This window comes from Streptococcus mitis (genome assembly GCF_047462815.1).
Lineage (GTDB): Bacteria > Bacillota > Bacilli > Lactobacillales > Streptococcaceae > Streptococcus > Streptococcus mitis_DO.
On record NZ_JASHFB010000008.1, the window covers coordinates 26604 to 44193 of the forward strand.

The window sequence follows — 17590 nt, forward strand, 5'->3', positions numbered from 1 at the left end:
TTAACTCGAATTCTTTTCAAAAAAAGGATAGGAAGCCCTCTGGTCGAGAGTTTCCCCATCCTATCTTCTATTCTTTATTTTGCTTCGACACGGACACCTTGGGTATCAACCTTCAAGTCATGAAGCTTTCCTTTGAAGGGTTGCTTTTCCAATTCTGCCTTAATCGTTGGCATCTTGTCATGAGAAGCCAAGACCATAACTGTCGGCCCAGCACCAGAGAGGTAGGTTGCATAGGCACCATTTTCTTTGGCCACTTGCTTAATCGTCGCAAATTCTCTCACCAAGTCCTGACGATAGCGCTCGTGGAAGAGGTCTCCCTCGATTGCTTGCCCAGCGGTCACCATGTCTCCTGCCAACAAGGCGGCAACAGCCACATTGGCGATAGAACTAGCCGCAACAGCTTCTTTGTAGGACAATTTCTTAGGCAAGACACCACGGCTGTCTCGAGTACGCAATTCATAGTTTGGAATGTAGGCTAGGAAATCACACTCTGGGAAGTCTGCTACGATAGCAGAGACTTGTCCTTCAACGGAACTTGCAATAACGAGATTACCATAAATGGCTGGAGCCACATTGTCAGGATGTCCTTCAATCTTGGTCGCCAACTGCAATTTTTCATGATCAGACAAGTTGAGCTGACCCAGTTGGTTGGCTAGTTCAATCCCAGCTACAATAACAGAGCTGGAAGAACCCAAACCACGCGCCAAGGGAACATCACTGGTCATTTTCAAACGTCTTGGCTGCAAGTCTGGTACAATTTGTAAAGCGATTTTGAGCAAGAGGTTACGCTCGTCGTGGGGAATCCATTTGCCAATCTGATGTTCAATCAGCCACTCATCCCGTTCTTCACATACCTCAATTTGAAGATACTTGGTTACAGCTACACCGACCGAGTCAAAACCTGGCCCGATATTGGCACTGGTTGCAGGTACAATAATCTTCATCTTATTCTCCTAGCACCTTGAAGGTATTTAAGAGGTCGAATTCTGAAACCTTCTTCAATTCAGCTGAGACATTTTCAAGCTGGGCTTTATTAATCTTGTGTGTGATGATAACAACACGCGCCTTGTCACCTTCTTTTCCATCTTGGAGGATTTGCTTGAAGGAAATATCTTGAGCATTGAAGATTTCAGCCAATTTCAAGACCTGACCTTTTGAGTCTGGAGCCAAGATTGAGAAGTAGTAATTAGCTTTGACATCTTCAGCATTTGCCAAGACCAAGTCACGGCTGTATTCGTTGAAATCTTTGCCAATGGTACCATCATTCAAGCGACGAACGATACGGACAATATCCGCCACAACACTCGTTGCAGTTGGTTTTTGACCAGCACCTGGTCCGTAGTACATAGACTCACCGATACCGATAGATTCTACAAAGACAGCGTTCATTACGCCATTTACACTAGCGAGTGGGTGCACTTTAGGAAGGAAGGTTGGAGTCACTTCTGCAGCAATACCTGAAGGAGTTTCCTCAATAGAACCAACCAATTTCACTACATAACCAAGGTCTTGAGCCACAGCTACATCTTCTGGTGTGATGTTGCGGATTCCCTTATGGGCTACATCGTCGAAGGCAACCTTCATGCCAAAGGCAAATTGGCTCAAAATCACCATCTTGTAAGCTGCATCAATCCCATCTACGTCATTTGTAGGGTCACTTTCTGCAAATCCAAGTCTTTGAGCTTCCGCAAGAGCATCATCGTAAGACCAGCCTTCTTCCACCATCTTGGTCATCATGAAGTTAGAAGTTCCGTTAACCACACCAAGTACGCGAGTGATTTTATCAGAAGCCAAGGAATTTGCTAGAGTGCGAAGAATTGGAATACCTCCCGCTACTGCTGCTTCGTAGTAAAGTGCTACATTGTTGGCTTTAGCGATTTCTAGCAATTCTGCACCATGGACAGCCAAAAGGTCCTTATTGGCAGTAACAACGTGTTTGCCAGCCTCCAAGGCACGAGTGATAAAGGTTTTAGCTGGTTCGATACGCCCCATCAATTCCACTACGATCGTAATGTCCTGGTCTGACAAAATATCATCCACATTGGTTACAAAGTTAAAGTCATTTCCTGCTGCAAGCAAGCGATTCTTTTCATCTTCATCCTTGACCAATACCTTAGCAACCTCAATCTCTGAATGTGCTGATTGATTGATTTTTTCTCCATTTTCCTTTAGGAGGAAAGGCACACCACTTGCAACGGTACCAAATCCTAGTAAAGCAATTTTAACTGTCATGTTTGTCTCCTCGAAATTTTCTAATATAGCCATTATAACAGAATTTTGTGAAAATTCCTATTATAGTAATTCACTATTTCAATCTAGAAAAGAAAAAACGAATCCCATGATTCGTCTTTCTTGATAGATGAAAATTGATTTTTAAAATTATGAACCAATCTTTTGCAAATTAAGCACTGCATCGTGATTCATCAAGACTTGACCATACTCTTGCAAGACTGAGCGACTGATGTCACTATCGTCCGCAAACTCGCGCATACGGGCCAACAGCCAAGCTGGATATGGACTTGGATGATTTTCAATATCCACTAAAATGGTCAAATAATAGCGCTCGTTCATTTTGTAGAGTTCAGAAGTTTCCATCTCAAAAGTCACTGTCTTGGCAAAAGCCACCAAGTCAGCCAACTTAGCAAAAGAAAGGATATAGTAGATATAAGGCTCTTTCTTGCTTTCAACTTCTTGTTCAGCCTGTTCCTGCTCTTCTTCCTTGGCTTCAACTTGCTCTAGGGATTGAATGGCTTCAATATCATCCTTAGTTTTGTCTGCGATGCTTTTTTCTAAAGTTTTGATAAATTCATCTGGCGACATTTGAGCCAATTCTTCCATGTCTGGCAAATCCGATAGATCTTCAAAATCTAGATTTTGGTCAATCTTTGACTTGGTCACAAAGACATCTACCTTATCAGGTTTTGGAGTCACACGGAAACTCAACATGCCTGTATCTAGAAAGCTATCAGGCATCTCTAACTCATCCAAGATGGCATAAAAGAACTCTTCTGTTTTTTCTTGAGGAACGAGAAAGTCAGCAATCTCCATTCCTCGATCCATCAAATCTTCTAAAGACATCGTGATTTTTAAAGTTGTATCACTGATTTGTTTCATTTTCATTGCTAGTAACCTCATACTTTCAGTTCTATCTATTATACTAGATTTTTACGATTTTATCAAAAGAATGAAGCGAGAATGTGATATAATACTAGAGACCATTTTACAATACAAGAAAGAAAGTACAATGAAAAATATAAAAGTTAATGCACTGGCTAGCTTGCTAGTCAATGTTCTCAATATCGTTTTTCCACTGATAACCAATCCTTATCTGACTCGGATTCTCAGCAAATCCAACTACGGTTATTTCAATACTGCTAATACCTGGGCCAGCTTTGTCATTCCTTTAGCCGCCTTTGGAATATACAACTACGGGATTCGAGCTATCAGTAAAGTCAAAGACGATAAGAATAAAATCAACTATGTCTTTTCTAAGTTGTTTTATATTTCTGTTTTCACTTCTATCCTGACAACTGGTATCTACTTCCTTATTATCTTTTTTGACACCAACATTGAGAATCTTAAAGTTCTCTACTATATCTTAGGTGCACAGGCACTCTTCCAATTCCTCAATATCGAATGGATGAACGAAGCTTATGAAAACTATGCCTTCATCCTATATAAGACCTTAATTATCCGGATTTCTATGTTAGTTGGAATCTTCACTTTTGTAAAAACAGCAGATGATATTGTTCCTTATGCCATTGTCATGAGTGCCACCACTATTCTAAATTATCTACTTAGTTTTCTTTGGATCAAGAGAAAAGTTTCATTCGTTAAGATTAGTTTTGTGGAATTAACCAAAGAATCTAAGCCTCTCTTTACTATGCTACTATTAGCAAATTCCAGTATGCTCTATACCCTGCTCGATAGAATATTCATAACCAATGGACCTGATGAAAACTACATTTCTTATTATGCGATCGCTTCCAACATCGTTATGTTAATTGCTGGTGTCCTAGGTGGAGCTATAAACGTAAGTGTTCCACGTCTCAGCTACTATCTTGGAAAAAAAGATTACAATTCCTATAGATCTCTTGTGAATCAAACAGCATCATTTTTCTATTTCCTCATAATTCCAACAAGTATTGGAATTATGATTTTAGGAAGTTATGCAACCGTTATTTATTCTTCTGAAAAATATCTTGAGGCGGGAATCATTACTAGCATTTTTGCTTTTCGAAGTGTTATTTGGGCCATTGAATTGATTCTGGGTAGACAAATTATATTTATTAATAATCACGAAAATCGTCTAACTGCCTTTTACTTTATTGGTGGTGGATTAAATTTCCTACTCAACTGCTTCTTGTATTTCAATAATATATTTTCACCAGTATACTATCTCGTCACTACTATAAGTGCAGAAATCATAGTCGTTCTACTTGAAATTCACTTTATCAAAAAATATCAGTTACTTAAATTGAAAGAAATTTTCACATTTCTTATACGCTATAGCATTGTCTCACTAGGATTTATTCCCATTTACCTAACTTTTAAAACGCTCTTTCAAATAACGTCTTATACAGTAACTTTGAACATGATTTTCATGGTTCTCTCTACCATTGTAGGTTGTACTATTTACTACCTCTTAACACTCTTTATCACAAAAGATGAAACACTCCACTATGCCCTAAATCTTATACTAAGTAAGATTAAAAAAACAACCAACTAATCATTATTATTAGTAGTAAATTTTCAATAAAAGCGACTTCTTTTGGCTCTTTGTCAACTGTAGTGGGTTGATGAAAAGTTATAACCTGGAGAGGACCAACTTGGTTCTCTCCTTTTTGATGTTCAAAGCGATGAGGATTCTAGTTTTAATTGAAGTTTTTAAAGTTCCGTAAGCCAAAAGTATTGCACTTGATGACCTTAATGATGTTATTAGTAGCCTCTAGTTTCGCGTTTGAGTAGTGCAGCTCCAGTGCGTTCATGATTTTGTCCTTATCTTTCAAAAAGGTTTTAAAAACAGTTTGAAAAATAGGATTTACACAAGAAATCGTTTATTCAATCAATTCAAAAAAATGGTCTGTTTATTTCTCTTGGAAATGAAATAGTAATAGTTGATAGAGTTCATACTTCTCTCTATATTCTTGAGAGTATGCAGGGAGCTTTTCGAGAATCTCATTATTAGTCCAGTGTTAGCGAAAAGTAGGGCGATAAAATCGTTTATCACTCAGTTTACGACTATCCTGCTGGATGAGCTTCCAGTAGTGCTTGACAGCCTTGTATTCATGGGATTTTCTATCGAATTGGTTCATGATTTGAACACGGACACGACTCATAGCACGTCTGAGATGTTGTACAATGTGAAAGCGATCAAGTACAATTTTTTCATTTGGGAAAAGCTGTTGAGCTATTCAGAAGACTTGAAACACCACTACAATGTCTATCAGCTCTTACTTTTTCACTTTCAGAATAAGGAATTTTTTGGACTTATTGGAGGACAATCTAAATAAGGTTCATACTCTTTTTCAGACTGTCTTTAAAACCTTTCTCAAGGACAAAGATAAGATTGTCAACGCACTCCAATTACCTTATTCCAACGCTAAATTAGAAGCGACCAATAATCTCATCAAACTTATCAAACGAAATGCTTTTGGTTTTCGGAACTTTTACAACTTCAAAAAACGGATTTTTATCGCTCTGAATATCAAAAAAGAAAGGACGAAATGTGTCCTTTCTCGATCTTAGTTTTTCTTCAACCCACTACAACTAGTTATAGAACCGAAAATTCAAGGTCTTACTTTCCTTTAATTTGACATAATCTACAAATTATATGAAACCACGCCTAGAACATTTTTGTTTAGGTTTTTAATTACTTGAAGCTGTTCTTCAAAGTTTTTATATCTAGTTATACCATACTCTTCTACAAATAAAATGTTGTCAGAATCTAATACAGACTTAATGTTATTTATATTTCCAATGACAATATTTTCTGGCAAGGCTTTAGCATATTGCTTAGAAAATTTATCAAAAACATTTTTATTCGTTGCTATCACTAATAAGTTCTTATTTCCATTCTTATATTGTATAACATCTTTAAAATTAGCTACAGTATCTAATTTCACTACAAAATCTACACCATATTTTTCATAATCTCCAGCTCTATTAATAGTTGGATTAAAGATATACGCTGCTACGTTAACAAATATTACTAAAAATAGAGCCCCAATTCCGAGTATAATCACACGAATGAATAAAGTAACTTTATTTACTCCAGATTCTATGTCATTTTTTTCAAGTTCTTTTGAATAAACTGTCTCCAATTTTTCAATTGTGACACCAGAATATGTCTGTTTATATTTATCAATCAAATAATCCAATTTCTGTTCAATAATATCATTCGCCAATTTACTTGGTGTTAATATTTTTACTGTAATTCCCACATTATTTAATAAGGAATTTACTTCTATCTTTTTGTTCCAAAAATCAAAATTTGAGTTTTTAAGTGTAACCTCAGATGTCATTAATTCTGACGCAATTTTTTTCATATCTGATTCTGATTGGTCATTTAACAAATAAGCTCCATTTAAATTGGCTTGAACCAAACGTCCATAGAAATCACTATATCCTCCAATCGTGTTACTATTAGGAGTTTTAGTTTCAACTTCTGGCGCTATGATTTTATACGAAAGATAACTAGAATAATTACTAGTATCCTTTACAACAGACTTTGTTGTAAGTACTTTATAAGAGTATGGAATAGCTAAACAAAGAAATAAAACTATTAGTGAAACTAGATTTAATACTCTTCTCTTATAAATATTTGCAAATAAATCTGCAATTGAATAATTATCAAACATTATATATCTCCTTTATTATTAACTGTGTATTTTACTTTTCTTTCTATTAGGGTTGCTACAAAAAATATAACAAAAACAATTCCCCAATATTGCAATGTAACTAAATTAAAGAAACTCTCTGTAAAGCCTCCTCTCGGCATAAAGAATAGATTATTTAAAATTAATAACGTAATACCGAATAATAGTACTCCGGATTTATAAGCTGATTTTATCATAAATATGAAACCTATCCCCATTAGAATACTCAACAGAAATAGTCCAAGCATTCCATAATCAGTATACATTTCCATTATATAGCTGCCACCTATGCCATGACCTGCCAAATAATCCTGTTTCAAAACAATATACGAAATATTGTGAGCGTATCTGTCACTTTCAAGAGCTAATTCTAGACTATTATTAGCACTAGTAAAGGGAGTTCCACCAAATAAAATTCCTAAATTCCCTCTGGTGATATACTCAATTACAGGACTAAATGTATAATTTCTAAACTCTTTTATCGGTAAATTACTTCCATATAAATATCCCCTTGCTAAAACACCAAAGCTAGTTCCTTGTTTATAGATAAAATCTAAAAAAAGTTCAGAAATACTCATATTCCCAATCCCTACTCCATCACGGGCATAATTCAAGAAGCCCATAATAAGCATCGTGATAGGTGTCCCTATATAGAGCATAGATTTTTCTTTTACACCTATCCAAACACCTTTTTCTGTCTGATTTCTCACAAAAAAATAAACAAATGAAAAAATCAAACTTAGTACAAATGGATTTCTTGTTCCTATTAAAAGATTGAATACATTTGCAGTAACAAAGAGGCCTAACACTATTGTAGAATGGCGTTTATTTGGTTTTGTAGCTAGATATATACACATAGCATAAACTACAAATGTAGATAAGGTATAGGTAAAATAAGGTAACTCACTTTTGAAATCAGCATAATATTCATAATATGAAACATTTAATCTGTACATTAATCTTTCGATTATTCTTACTAAGTAAAATGGATACGAGAACAAAAATACTGATAACGATACTTTCCGTACACTATCTATAAATCGCTTGTTTTTGAGGGCTTTAATCTCTTCTTTTAATTTGTTTTCTCTTTTAGAAACTAAAAGACCTCCTATAGTTATGCCAATAATAGAAACAATAACAGCCAAAAATGAAAATCTATAGACATCTTCTTGATAAGTATTTATTAGCCCCTGCTTGAAATAATCTATGGTTGGTCTAGACACTAAAAATAGAAAAATTGTAATATAAAAAATAAGGTGGATTATATAATACTTTATATTGTTAAAACAGTATAGGATACTACTTATAATAAGCATAACTAAAGTTATCAATAACGTAATAATCGAATTGTTATATATATATGCAATACCTAAAAAAATAGTTACAGTATAGCTAAATAGCGTAATTAAATAATACAATTTTTTCCATTCTATTATCAAATAATCACCTCATTCCTATGTGTACTAACTTAAAATACATCCCCATTAGAAATAATATCATTCTTAAAATTATATAAGTATTCCGATAGTTCTGATTCTATAACCTCTACTTCCGGAATATAATTAACATCTCTATTGTAAACTTGTAAATTATTCACAGATATATTCGGATTGAAATACCTAAATTTTTCTTTGTGATGGATACAATCTATACCTATGAAGTTTTCTATTTTTTCTTTTGTTTCTTCATAATGTAAAACTAAATCTTCAAAATTTAATCTTAATGTTAAAGTCTCGGTTTTTTTCTCATTTTCTCTCATCATTTTGTAATAATTACAAAATGTCTTAACATCTGTTGGGTATGGCACCTCTTGATTTCTTGGCTTCCAAAAGTATTTATTCATGATAAATACATCTCTGGGATCTCTTGAAACAATTATTGGAAGCAATCCATCAATTTTATAATTATCTATTAAATTAAGATTATGAGGTAATAAAAGTTGGTCTAATACTATATTCTCTTCTGTATCGGATATTTGTTTTATAACATCAACAATAAACTGTCTACTTTTTTCATAAAAGTCATCCGAAGATACCATACTCATTTCTAATTGTACTTGTTTTAATTTTGCAGTTTTTTTAAATATAACTCTCTTTATAATTCTTATAAACCAAGCTATTTTTGATGGTTTTTGATAATAGTACCATACTCCACGATATTTACTTGTTATTATCGAATCTAAATAACTATCTACTATATTCATGAAATTTTGGGAAATTTTTTCTTTATAATTAGCAATCCCCCAACCACCATAAATATACAATTTTTTCATAAGTTTTCTGAAACTCTTTACGGCTTCATCACTCCTAATAGCATTGTTATTATAAAGCAATTTATACTCTAAATCAAATAATCCATCAGGTGCATGTAAAAATACATATTCAAAGTCTGAATTTTTCGTGTTTATTCCTTCATATTCTCTTAATAAATCTGTCACAGCTGAGGATCCACTTCCCATATAACTCATAGGAATTATTATTTTATCCATAATTTATTCACCTATAATTCATTGATTATTTTTTTGATACTGGCAATCTGTTTATCTAAGGAATATTTATCAACATACTTCTTACATACTTCCGAATTAATGAATCTATCTTCCTTCTTTTTACTAAGCTCTTCTATAAGATAGTTACAAATTTCTTCATTATCATCAGAAACAAATCCACATTTTTGATTATTATATAATTCTTTCGTCCCTCCTACAGGAGTACTAATAAATCCCTTTCCTAACGCTAACGCTTCCACCAAAACTGTAGGAAACCCTTCTGCTTCTGATAATAAAACAACATAAGATGCTTTTTTTATGTATGGATATGGATTGTCAACATATCCTAACATAAATACATTTTTTTCTAAATGATTGTCAACTACAAATTTACTAACGTATTCCTCTAAATCACCTTTCCCTAATAAATATAATTTTTTATCAGGTATTTTCTCAACCACATTCTTAAAAACTTCTAACAATCTCTTAATCCCTTTGGCTTCCTCTATACGTCCTAAATAAATGAGACTGTCCTCTTCAAATTTAATATTTACATCATCAAGAGATTTAGTGTGAATTTTTTGAAAATCGTATCCATTATATACTAGCTCTATGTTTTTAGCATATTCAGGATAAATTTCTTTGATAGACTCTGATGTTTTTTCTGATATACTTATTATTTTGTTAACATGTTTTAATTTTTTACCTTGTCTAATTCTAGAAAATTTATGGTTTTTTAAATTATAGATTGTTCCATGATTCCAAGATATTGTTTTCACATCATTACTAAGTAAGTAAACTGGATATAAATAATTAAAAGCTATTTCATAATCATATTTTTTACTCGTTACTAGATATCTAAATAATTTTGGGAAAAACAAAAATAGCTTCCACTTAATTTTATTAAAAAAACTGGAATTTTCTAGGTTTTTGAATATAGGTTTTAATACATTGACTTTTCTAGTGTTACTTTCTCCAATACCACGATGATTTATCTCTAAAACATCAATATCATACTCATCACTTAATCCATTGGAAATGTTTTCCAAAATTTTTTCAGCTCCGCCCCCCAAACTAAAAGACCATGTGATAAATAAAATTTTCTTTTTACTCATATTTCACCTATTTCAATAACTTTTTCACTATACTTTTTTGATTAAATTTAATTAAATACATAAGTAATTTTCTCTTCAATGGTTGACTCTTTAAATACTGATTGTGTATCCAATTAGGATATTTTTTATTTATTTTTTCAAGGTACTCTTTTAATAGGGGAGATTTTTTATCAATTCTTAAAATATTAGCGTATCCACCATACAACATATGGTACCAGTTATAATATTCTAACTCTTTTTTATATTCCCCTGGATAATTTTCTGTATAATAGGCTTCTACACTGTTTAACATAACCTCTATATCTCTTATTTTATTAATAGGAGTTCCGCCACGCATAATAGAACCTTCTGTTAAATAATATTTGTATATGCTAAAATTAAAATATTTAGCCCTACTTACATTAGGCCATAATTTTGCCACAAACTCAAAATCTTCATATAAATAACCACTTTTAAAGGTTAGTTTAGTTCTTCTTAAAAATTCTAAATCATATATATAATGCCAGACAGCATTCGTCAGAGTGAAAAGTTTCTTTTCTTTATTAGGAATAAGTATAGTATTTTCTTGTATTCCCATACTTATAGTCTCTAATTTACTGTCCTCATATCCTACTCGATAATCAAATATATTTACTTCTTCTAGTTTTTGATTAGCTATAAATTCTATTGCTCCTTCATCTATCTCATCATCTACATCAACAAACCATAGATAATCTCCACTAGCCTCTTCTAAAATTACTTTTCTTACATGAGCAATTCCTGCATTATCTTGAGTTACAACTTTTATAATTGATAATTTATCACTATATTCTTTTAATATTGTTTTACTATTGTCTTTTGAACCATCGTTTACTATTAACAATTCTAACTCTATGTTTTCTTTTGCTTTCTCATACTCTTTGAGTATAGAATCTATACAACGGGATATGTACTTTTCTCCGTTGTATACTGGTATGCCTATCGTTAATTTCATTCTTTTTTTCCTATTATTTCTTTTATAAACGAATATACTCTCTTAGAATTCTGATTATCATATATTCTAAAAAATTTTTCAATTTTTTCTTTATATTTATCTTCCAAAATCCACTTATTATTAAATTGTTTTTGAATATCTAATATTAATTCATCTAGAGTATCTATTGATTTTCCGAAGCCATCTTTATAGTCATAGTATCCTTCTTCGTACTGACCCTCCCTAAATTTTTTATAATCAAATTGATAAAACAAAACTGGCTTTCTCATATAAGCAAAATCCATAAATACGCTTGAATAATCTGTAATTAAAAAAGCTGACTCTTTTAATAATTCTTGTATATCATATTTTTTCCAATCTGCCAATGTTATATTATCCGAAGAAGTTTGAAATTCTTGTAAATTATTTTGCATATTTCTATGCGGATAAAAAATTAAAGTTAAGTCATTTTCTTCTAAAAAAGTTTTTAGGTCCTTACTTAATAAAAACTCATTCCATTTTTTAAAATATTCACTTTCTGTAAAAGTACTGCCTTCATTAAAGTTAGTTCTAGCTTTAGTATTTAAGTTCAACCATTCTCTCCATGTAGGCATTACAAGAATTTGATTATTTTTTACAATGGTATTATGGAGGTTGTCAAATCTAGGAAAACCTAAATATTGTACATATCCACTAGGGTAACCAAACTTTTCCTTTATTTCTTTGTACTCTTGTTCTGCTCCACATATAAAGCCACGCATCTTTGTATTTTCATAATATAGCCATTTAGCATCAGAAACCGTTATTCCATGTTGTAAAAATACTTTATTGGTTTTTAATCCTAAATATACTTCCATAAAATTAAATACAGCTGCATTAGGGTTTCCTGCTTTTTGTGTACTTACATTCACTCCTGCACTAAGATAATAAACCCAGTGCTTCAAAGACCAATACTGTATACATTCTCCTAACTCTTTGACTTTTTGAGCGTCAGGGGATTTAAAATCAATAACATATATTACATTTTCCTCTGGGTGATTTTCTCTAATATATTTAAACAACCAATAGGCATTGTCTCTAGCTTCTTTTTCACTTTCACATATTAAAATTAAGTTTTCATTTCTGCTTCTATAGAATAGAGAAATAAAGTATGCCATGGGAAAAATAAATATAAGTGAAATAATATCTTTTATAGAAATTAATCTCAACTTTTCAAAAAAATTTCTACTCATCTTAGTATCTCCTCATATACATGCTTATAGTTTAATGAAGATTTCCAACTTATTATTTTTTTTATTAGAGCGAAAAGCTGATTTTTGGAAAAATAATCAAAAAGCAACACGTCCAAAGCCAAACCATGTGGTAAATTCAAATCCTGCTGATAAGGTTTGATACAGGTGGTTTCTTTGTCACGAATGGTAATAAAAAGATTACGATCGACAAAATCCTTGTGACTCTTTGACAAGAAATAACGCTCATCTGCATAGCGAGGCCATAATTCTGCTAATTTTTCATAATCTTTGCGAGGCATAAAAAAGTCTAGGTCGTCGTCCCAAGGAATAAAGCCCTTGTTTCGAAGGGCTCCAATAGCACCTCCTCCACAGAGATAGCAGAGCAAATCATGTTCTTTACAAAAGGCCACAAAATATTCAGCCATCTCCAGACTACGAGCCTGAATTGCTTTTAAATCAGTCATATTATTCATTATTCTTTCTATCGTATCGTTTCATTATACCACAAATAGGGGGTAAAAATCTATTGCAGACTGTAAAAAATCAAAACCTGACTGCTAGATAAATAGCTATCAAACTTTGATTCTTCTGTCTTCTCCTATCTCAAACCCATCTGAGACAATTTATTCTGATATTTGTTTTGAACGACAAGCAAGCCCAAGCCTCCATAAACATCATAGGCATCTACCCAGTCACCAAGTTCTGGAATCGTCAATTTTTCAATACCATTTTGAGCTCCGTTTAGGAAAGACAAGCCATTTGTTAACAGGAAGGTATAAGGAACATTCGTTGATGTCATTCCAAAGACCTTGCCAAGTGCCTCTGAACCTGTAAAGAGCTTGGTTGGATCTTTGATTTGCTGAAGAACTGCTGTCAGCACTTGCTGCTGTCTTTTGGTACGGCCATAATCCGCCTCATCATCATCACGGAAACGAGCATAATTGAGCAAGGTCGAACCGTTCATCTTCTGTTTTCCGACTTTAATAGTCTGGGTTGGAGACTCAGTCTCAGTCGCATGTAAATCATCTCCGACTGTAGCTTCTGTTAGTGGACGCCCATTCAATGTTGAAAATTGAGCATCAATTGTCACCCCATCAGGGAAAAGCGTGTCAATCGCTGTGGCAAAGGCCTGAAAATCGACCAAGGCGTAATACTTAATGTCCAAGTCAAAATTATCTTTCAAGACTTGACGAACCATTTCTGCCCCTTTTTGCCCCTCTTGTTCTCCTAACTCGTAGGCTACGTTTAACTTGTTATCCGTCTGTTTTCTACCGTTAATCACTTGACTATAACCATCTATATAGACCAAATTATCACGCATGAAACTGACTAACTTAATTTTCTTATCTGAACCTCCGACATTTAATACCATAATAGAGTCAGTCCGCGTCTCAGCACTATTTTGACCAATTCGCCCATCTGTACCCATAATCAAAATATTAACACCATCTCTGGTATCCTGACCATTAAAGACTTCTACTTGAGCTGCCCGGGCATTCGTATTTTTATCTGGATTAGCATTGGTATAACCTTTTAAGAACATAAAAATCATACCCAATGCCAGACAAGCTAAGATAGCCAGTAAACCTGCGAAAATGCGGCCCCATCGTAGCTTCCGCTTTTTAGTTTTTTTCTTTGGAAGAGAATTAATCTTCTGGTATCTCTCAGAACGACTACGACTATTATAAGAAGGAATTGAAGCGTTAGCACTTGTCTTTCTATAATCCTCGGTCAATTCTTGACTCTCTGGGGTAGCGTCACTACTTGCCTTATTTAATTTGTCTTGCAAGTAAGCAAACTCTTTTTTCTCTCGCTCATTGAGGTAGTGAATATTCTTAAGTAGATAGTCATAACGCAACTGCTCATGATGGCTTAAGGGATTTTCTTTACTCATCTTCTCTCCTTTCCATGGTCTGATATTGGATAAATAGGATAGGCACCCAGAACTTTATACTGGATTCCAATCGCTTCTAATTCTTTTTGGGCAAAGTGGACCAAGTCCTTATCGGCATAATCCACATCGATAATGAAAAAGTATTCGCCTAGCGCTGTCTTGAGTGGACGACTTTCAATTTTTGTCAGGTCAATTCCTCGCCAAGCAAAGGTCGAAAGAGCCTTGTAGAGTGCGCCGGGAAGATTATCAGGTAATGTCAAGGCTAAACTCATTTTTTCAGTTTGTGCTTGCAAGGGAATAGCTACACCTTCAGCTCCCAGAACCCAGAAACGTGTGAAATTGGCTTCCATTTCCTGAATATCCTCAGCAATCAGTTCTAAGCCATATTCTTCGGCAGAACTTCTAGGAGCAATAGCCGCAAAAGGCTGGTCAGGATGTTCGGAAATAAAGCGGGCCGCATAGGCTGTACTAGCAGTCACCTCAATTTGAGCATCTGGATACTCTTCATCGATAAATTTCTTTCCTTGAGCTAAGGCCTGTGGGTGCGAAAAAATCTTCTCAATCTTAGTGTGACCTGGAACCACCATTAACTGTTGGTGAATGGGCTGAACAATTTCTGCCACTGCTTGAATGCGAGCCTGATGAAAAAGGTAGTCCAAGGTTTCATGAACACTACCCTCGATAGAATTTTCAACTGGTACCACAGAATAGTCCACCAAGCCTTGTTCATAGGCCTTGATGACGTCTGTAATATTGGCAAAGGCCTGCAATTCCTCATGAGGAAAAGCTGTCTGCACAACGTGGTGTGAAAATGATCCCTTGGGACCTAGATAAGCAATTTTCATCTTAGTTCCTCTATAATTTCCTCTGGGCTTAGCTTGGTCACATCCAAAACCCGACTGGCAACTTCCTCATACCAAGCCTGTCGTTCTTGAAAAATAGCTGCTAGTTCTTCCTTACTATTATTTAGAAAAAGCGGGCGCTGATTCTCCTTATCAGCTGATATGCGTTGGTAGAGGGTGTCAAAATCGGCTTTCAGGTAGATATTATCCGGATTAGTCTTGAGCAAGTCACGATTTCGTTCAGAAATAACCACTCCTCCACCAGTTGACACAACTTGATTTGTTTCTAGTAACTCAGCTAGGACTTCTGATTCTATCTGACGAAAGGCCTCTTCTCCCTTTTCAGCGAAAAAATTCGCAATGGACATGCCTAAACGCTTTTCTATCAGAGCATCCATATCAAGGTAATTAGGGTCCAATCCTCTTGCAATAGTCGATTTGCCAGCCCCCATAAAGCCTAATAACACCTTAGCCATGAATCAAGCTCTCCAAATCATCAAAGAAGCTAGGGTAGCTGGTATTGATGGCTTCTGCACGGTCAAGCTCCACCTCTCCATCTGCTACCAAAAGAGCTGCGATAGCCGTCATCATACCGATACGGTGGTCACCAAACGTATTGACCCTAGCACCGTGAAGGGCGGATTTGCCTTTGATAATCATCCCATCAGCTGTAGGAGTAATATCTGCTCCCATGCTATTTAAGGCGTCTGCTACCACCTGAATGCGGTCGGTTTCCTTGACCTTGAGTTCCTCAGCATCCTTGATAACTGTCACACCTTGGGCTTGTGTCGCTAGGAGAGCAATAATGGGCAATTCATCAATCAAACGTGGAATCAAGGCACCACCAATCTCTGTTCCTTTCAGGTCTGAAGACTCAACAGTTAAGGTAGCAGATTTAGCGACTGGATCGATTTCAGTTATTTCCAATTTTCCACCCATGGCGCGAATGACATCAATAATACCAGTACGCGTTTCATTAATGCCCACGTTCTGCAACACTACACGAGAGTTTAGAACAATCAAACCTGCAACCAACCAAAAGGCTGCACTGGAAATATCACCTGGAACGACCACCTTTTGTCCTGTCAATTTTTGTGGCCCTTGGACTGTGATTTTCTTGCCGTCCACACTTAAATGACCACCAAATTGTTGTAACATATCTTCAGTATGGTTACGGGTGCATTCTTTTTCGATAATCACTGACTGACCCTGAGCCTGCAAGGCTGCAAAAATCAAGGCTGACTTGACTTGGGCAGAGGCGATTGGCAACTCATGATGAATAGGTGTTAAATTTTTCGTCCCTTTCAAACGCAAAGGAGGCAGGTCTCGCTCAGTTTGCCCTGAAATGCTGACGCCCATTTTTTTCAGTGGAATAGTCACACGGTCCATAGGACGTTTGGAAAGACTATCGTCTCCGAACATTTCTACTTCGAAGCCTGCGCCAGCAAGGACACCTGAAATCAGGCGAATCGAGGTTCCAGAATTTCCCATATCAAGGGCATTTTGCGGAGCTTTTAGGCCATCCATGCCCACACCTTGAATGGTAATAACCCCATCTTTATCCTCGATTTCAACACCAAGGTCACGAAAAACCTGCATGGTCGAAAGAACGTCTTCACCTCGCAGAATATCATAAACCTTGGTCTCACCCTCAGCCAAACTTCCAAAGATAATGGAACGATGGCTGATAGACTTGTCACCTGGAACGCGGATACTGCCATGTAAGTGGCGAATGTTTGTTTTTAGTTTCATACTGGACCTCATACTTGCAATACTTTTACCTATTTTATCATAAAAAGCCAGAAATTCCTTAAAAATTCCTGACTTTATGATAGTTATTTTCTTATTTTAGCAATTCTGAAACTGGTTCAAAAACAATTTTTTCAATGTCAGAAAGGTAAATCGCCAATTGTTGTTGCTTGGTAAAGAATTCTGACAAGAGGCTATTCCCTTGAATCTGTTTACCAAAGTCTTCCATTTTCGCTTGGAAGGAAGCGTCTGGCATTTGACCTGTCTGTGCTAGTCTTTGAATTTCCTCTTGGAAGGCAACATATTCTGTAAAGATTTTGCTTGCCTCAGCATCTGCCGAAATCGCATCTTTAGCTGCTTTAACAGCCTTGTATTCTGGCAATTCGCGTAGACCGCGACTGAGTTCGTTTGCACTATCGTAAATATTTGACATGATTTTC

The 17590-nt window shown here is 35.0% G+C and carries 15 protein-coding genes and 3 pseudogenes; 2 read left to right on the top strand and 16 right to left on the bottom strand.

The features are described 5' to 3' along the window. Nucleotides 1-74 precede the first annotated feature (74 nt). The 3 genes from thrB to mecA all read right to left on the bottom strand — a co-directional run bounded on the left by thrB (nucleotide 75) and on the right by mecA (nucleotide 3120). The gene (gene thrB / locus QM865_RS05475) at nucleotides 75-944 is read right to left on the bottom strand and encodes a homoserine kinase (protein WP_020903203.1); all 870 of its coding nucleotides are present in this window, start codon (nucleotides 942-944) and stop codon (nucleotides 75-77) included. Between the two features lies 1 nt (nucleotide 945). Continuing rightward, nucleotides 946-2232 (bottom strand): homoserine dehydrogenase, encoded by a 1287-nt coding sequence (locus QM865_RS05480; RefSeq protein WP_414306200.1) that lies wholly within the window; start codon nucleotides 2230-2232, stop codon nucleotides 946-948. A gap of 147 nt (nucleotides 2233-2379) precedes the next feature. Continuing rightward, on the bottom strand, nucleotides 2380-3120 hold the full coding sequence (gene mecA, locus QM865_RS05485; protein WP_173214131.1) for an adaptor protein MecA: 741 nt from the start codon (nucleotides 3118-3120) through the stop codon (nucleotides 2380-2382). Nucleotides 3121-3244: 124 nt separating this feature from the next. On the opposite strand from mecA, the gene QM865_RS05490 reads away from it, so the two are divergent. Next, a complete protein-coding gene (locus QM865_RS05490) occupies nucleotides 3245-4729 on the top strand; it encodes an oligosaccharide flippase family protein (RefSeq protein WP_414306201.1) in 1485 nt (494 codons plus the stop codon). 78 nt (nucleotides 4730-4807) lie between these two features. Here QM865_RS05490 and QM865_RS05495 read toward each other — a convergent pair. Next, nucleotides 4808-5414: pseudogene (locus QM865_RS05495) on the bottom strand (transposase); the annotation flags it as partial. Between QM865_RS05495 and QM865_RS05500 the strand changes: the two are divergent. Further along, nucleotides 5397-5748, top strand: a pseudogene (locus QM865_RS05500) (transposase); the annotation flags it as partial. The pseudogenes QM865_RS05495 and QM865_RS05500 sit on opposite strands and share 18 nt — an antisense overlap. Nucleotides 5749-5822: 74 nt before the next feature. On the opposite strand, the gene QM865_RS05505 reads toward QM865_RS05500, so the two are convergent. The 12 genes and pseudogenes from QM865_RS05505 to QM865_RS05560 all read right to left on the bottom strand — a co-directional run bounded on the left by QM865_RS05505 (nucleotide 5823) and on the right by QM865_RS05560 (nucleotide 17583). After that, the gene (locus QM865_RS05505; RefSeq protein ID WP_414306202.1) at nucleotides 5823-6860 is read right to left on the bottom strand and encodes a prephenate dehydratase; all 1038 of its coding nucleotides are present in this window, start codon (nucleotides 6858-6860) and stop codon (nucleotides 5823-5825) included. Continuing rightward, complete coding sequence (locus tag QM865_RS05510) at nucleotides 6860-8314, bottom strand: O-antigen polysaccharide polymerase Wzy family protein (RefSeq protein ID WP_414306232.1); 1455 nt, start codon at nucleotides 8312-8314, stop codon at nucleotides 6860-6862. The genes QM865_RS05505 and QM865_RS05510 overlap by 1 nt, the downstream gene beginning before the upstream one ends. A gap of 32 nt (nucleotides 8315-8346) precedes the next feature. Then, nucleotides 8347-9366 carry a hypothetical protein gene (locus tag QM865_RS05515; protein ID WP_414306203.1) on the bottom strand — a complete coding sequence of 340 codons (1020 nt, stop codon included), beginning with the start codon at nucleotides 9364-9366 and terminating at the stop codon, nucleotides 8347-8349. A gap of 11 nt (nucleotides 9367-9377) precedes the next feature. Further along, complete coding sequence (locus QM865_RS05520) at nucleotides 9378-10481, bottom strand: glycosyltransferase (protein WP_414306204.1); 1104 nt, start codon at nucleotides 10479-10481, stop codon at nucleotides 9378-9380. 7 nt (nucleotides 10482-10488) lie between these two features. Continuing rightward, nucleotides 10489-11454, bottom strand: coding sequence for a glycosyltransferase (locus QM865_RS05525; protein ID WP_414306205.1), 966 nt, complete (start codon nucleotides 11452-11454; stop codon nucleotides 10489-10491). Further along, a complete protein-coding gene (locus QM865_RS05530) occupies nucleotides 11451-12665 on the bottom strand; it encodes a CDP-glycerol glycerophosphotransferase family protein (protein WP_414306206.1) in 1215 nt (404 codons plus the stop codon). The genes QM865_RS05525 and QM865_RS05530 overlap by 4 nt, the downstream gene beginning before the upstream one ends. A gap of 44 nt (nucleotides 12666-12709) precedes the next feature. After that, nucleotides 12710-13138: pseudogene (locus QM865_RS05535) on the bottom strand (LicD family protein); the annotation flags it as partial. 125 nt (nucleotides 13139-13263) lie between these two features. Then, nucleotides 13264-14559, bottom strand: coding sequence for an LCP family protein (locus tag QM865_RS05540; RefSeq protein WP_414306207.1), 1296 nt, complete (start codon nucleotides 14557-14559; stop codon nucleotides 13264-13266). Next, on the bottom strand, nucleotides 14556-15404 hold the full coding sequence (gene pheA, locus QM865_RS05545) for a prephenate dehydratase (protein WP_414306208.1): 849 nt from the start codon (nucleotides 15402-15404) through the stop codon (nucleotides 14556-14558). Before pheA ends, QM865_RS05540 begins: the two co-directional genes overlap by 4 nt. Further along, nucleotides 15401-15877 (bottom strand): shikimate kinase, encoded by a 477-nt coding sequence (locus QM865_RS05550; protein ID WP_414306209.1) that lies wholly within the window; start codon nucleotides 15875-15877, stop codon nucleotides 15401-15403. The genes pheA and QM865_RS05550 overlap by 4 nt, the downstream gene beginning before the upstream one ends. Next, nucleotides 15870-17153, bottom strand: a complete 1284-nt coding sequence (gene aroA / locus QM865_RS05555) for a 3-phosphoshikimate 1-carboxyvinyltransferase (protein WP_414306210.1) — start codon at nucleotides 17151-17153, stop codon at nucleotides 15870-15872. Before aroA ends, QM865_RS05550 begins: the two co-directional genes overlap by 8 nt. Nucleotides 17154-17244: 91 nt before the next feature. Next, on the bottom strand, nucleotides 17245-17583 hold the full coding sequence (locus QM865_RS05560; RefSeq protein WP_218764617.1) for a YlbF/YmcA family competence regulator: 339 nt from the start codon (nucleotides 17581-17583) through the stop codon (nucleotides 17245-17247). Nucleotides 17584-17590: the final 7 nt, after the last annotated feature.

Bases quoted from the DNA above. Each gene is read 5' to 3' on its own strand.
- thrB (WP_020903203.1), bottom strand. From the start codon at position 944: ATGAAGATTATTGTACCTGCAACCAGTGCCAATATCGGGCCAGGTTTT.
- QM865_RS05480 (WP_414306200.1), bottom strand. From the start codon at position 2,232: ATGACAGTTAAAATTGCTTTACTAGGATTTGGTACCGTTGCAAGTGGT.
- mecA (WP_173214131.1), bottom strand. From the start codon at position 3,120: ATGAAAATGAAACAAATCAGTGATACAACTTTAAAAATCACGATGTCT.
- QM865_RS05490 (WP_414306201.1), top strand. From the start codon at position 3,245: ATGAAAAATATAAAAGTTAATGCACTGGCTAGCTTGCTAGTCAATGTT.
- QM865_RS05505 (WP_414306202.1), bottom strand. From the start codon at position 6,860: ATGTTTGATAATTATTCAATTGCAGATTTATTTGCAAATATTTATAAG.
- QM865_RS05515 (WP_414306203.1), bottom strand. From the start codon at position 9,366: ATGGATAAAATAATAATTCCTATGAGTTATATGGGAAGTGGATCCTCA.
- QM865_RS05520 (WP_414306204.1), bottom strand. From the start codon at position 10,481: ATGAGTAAAAAGAAAATTTTATTTATCACATGGTCTTTTAGTTTGGGG.
- QM865_RS05525 (WP_414306205.1), bottom strand. From the start codon at position 11,454: ATGAAATTAACGATAGGCATACCAGTATACAACGGAGAAAAGTACATA.
- QM865_RS05530 (WP_414306206.1), bottom strand. From the start codon at position 12,665: ATGAGTAGAAATTTTTTTGAAAAGTTGAGATTAATTTCTATAAAAGAT.
- QM865_RS05540 (WP_414306207.1), bottom strand. From the start codon at position 14,559: ATGAGTAAAGAAAATCCCTTAAGCCATCATGAGCAGTTGCGTTATGAC.
- pheA (WP_414306208.1), bottom strand. From the start codon at position 15,404: ATGAAAATTGCTTATCTAGGTCCCAAGGGATCATTTTCACACCACGTT.
- QM865_RS05550 (WP_414306209.1), bottom strand. From the start codon at position 15,877: ATGGCTAAGGTGTTATTAGGCTTTATGGGGGCTGGCAAATCGACTATT.
- aroA (WP_414306210.1), bottom strand. From the start codon at position 17,153: ATGAAACTAAAAACAAACATTCGCCACTTACATGGCAGTATCCGCGTT.
- QM865_RS05560 (WP_218764617.1), bottom strand. From the start codon at position 17,583: ATGTCAAATATTTACGATAGTGCAAACGAACTCAGTCGCGGTCTACGC.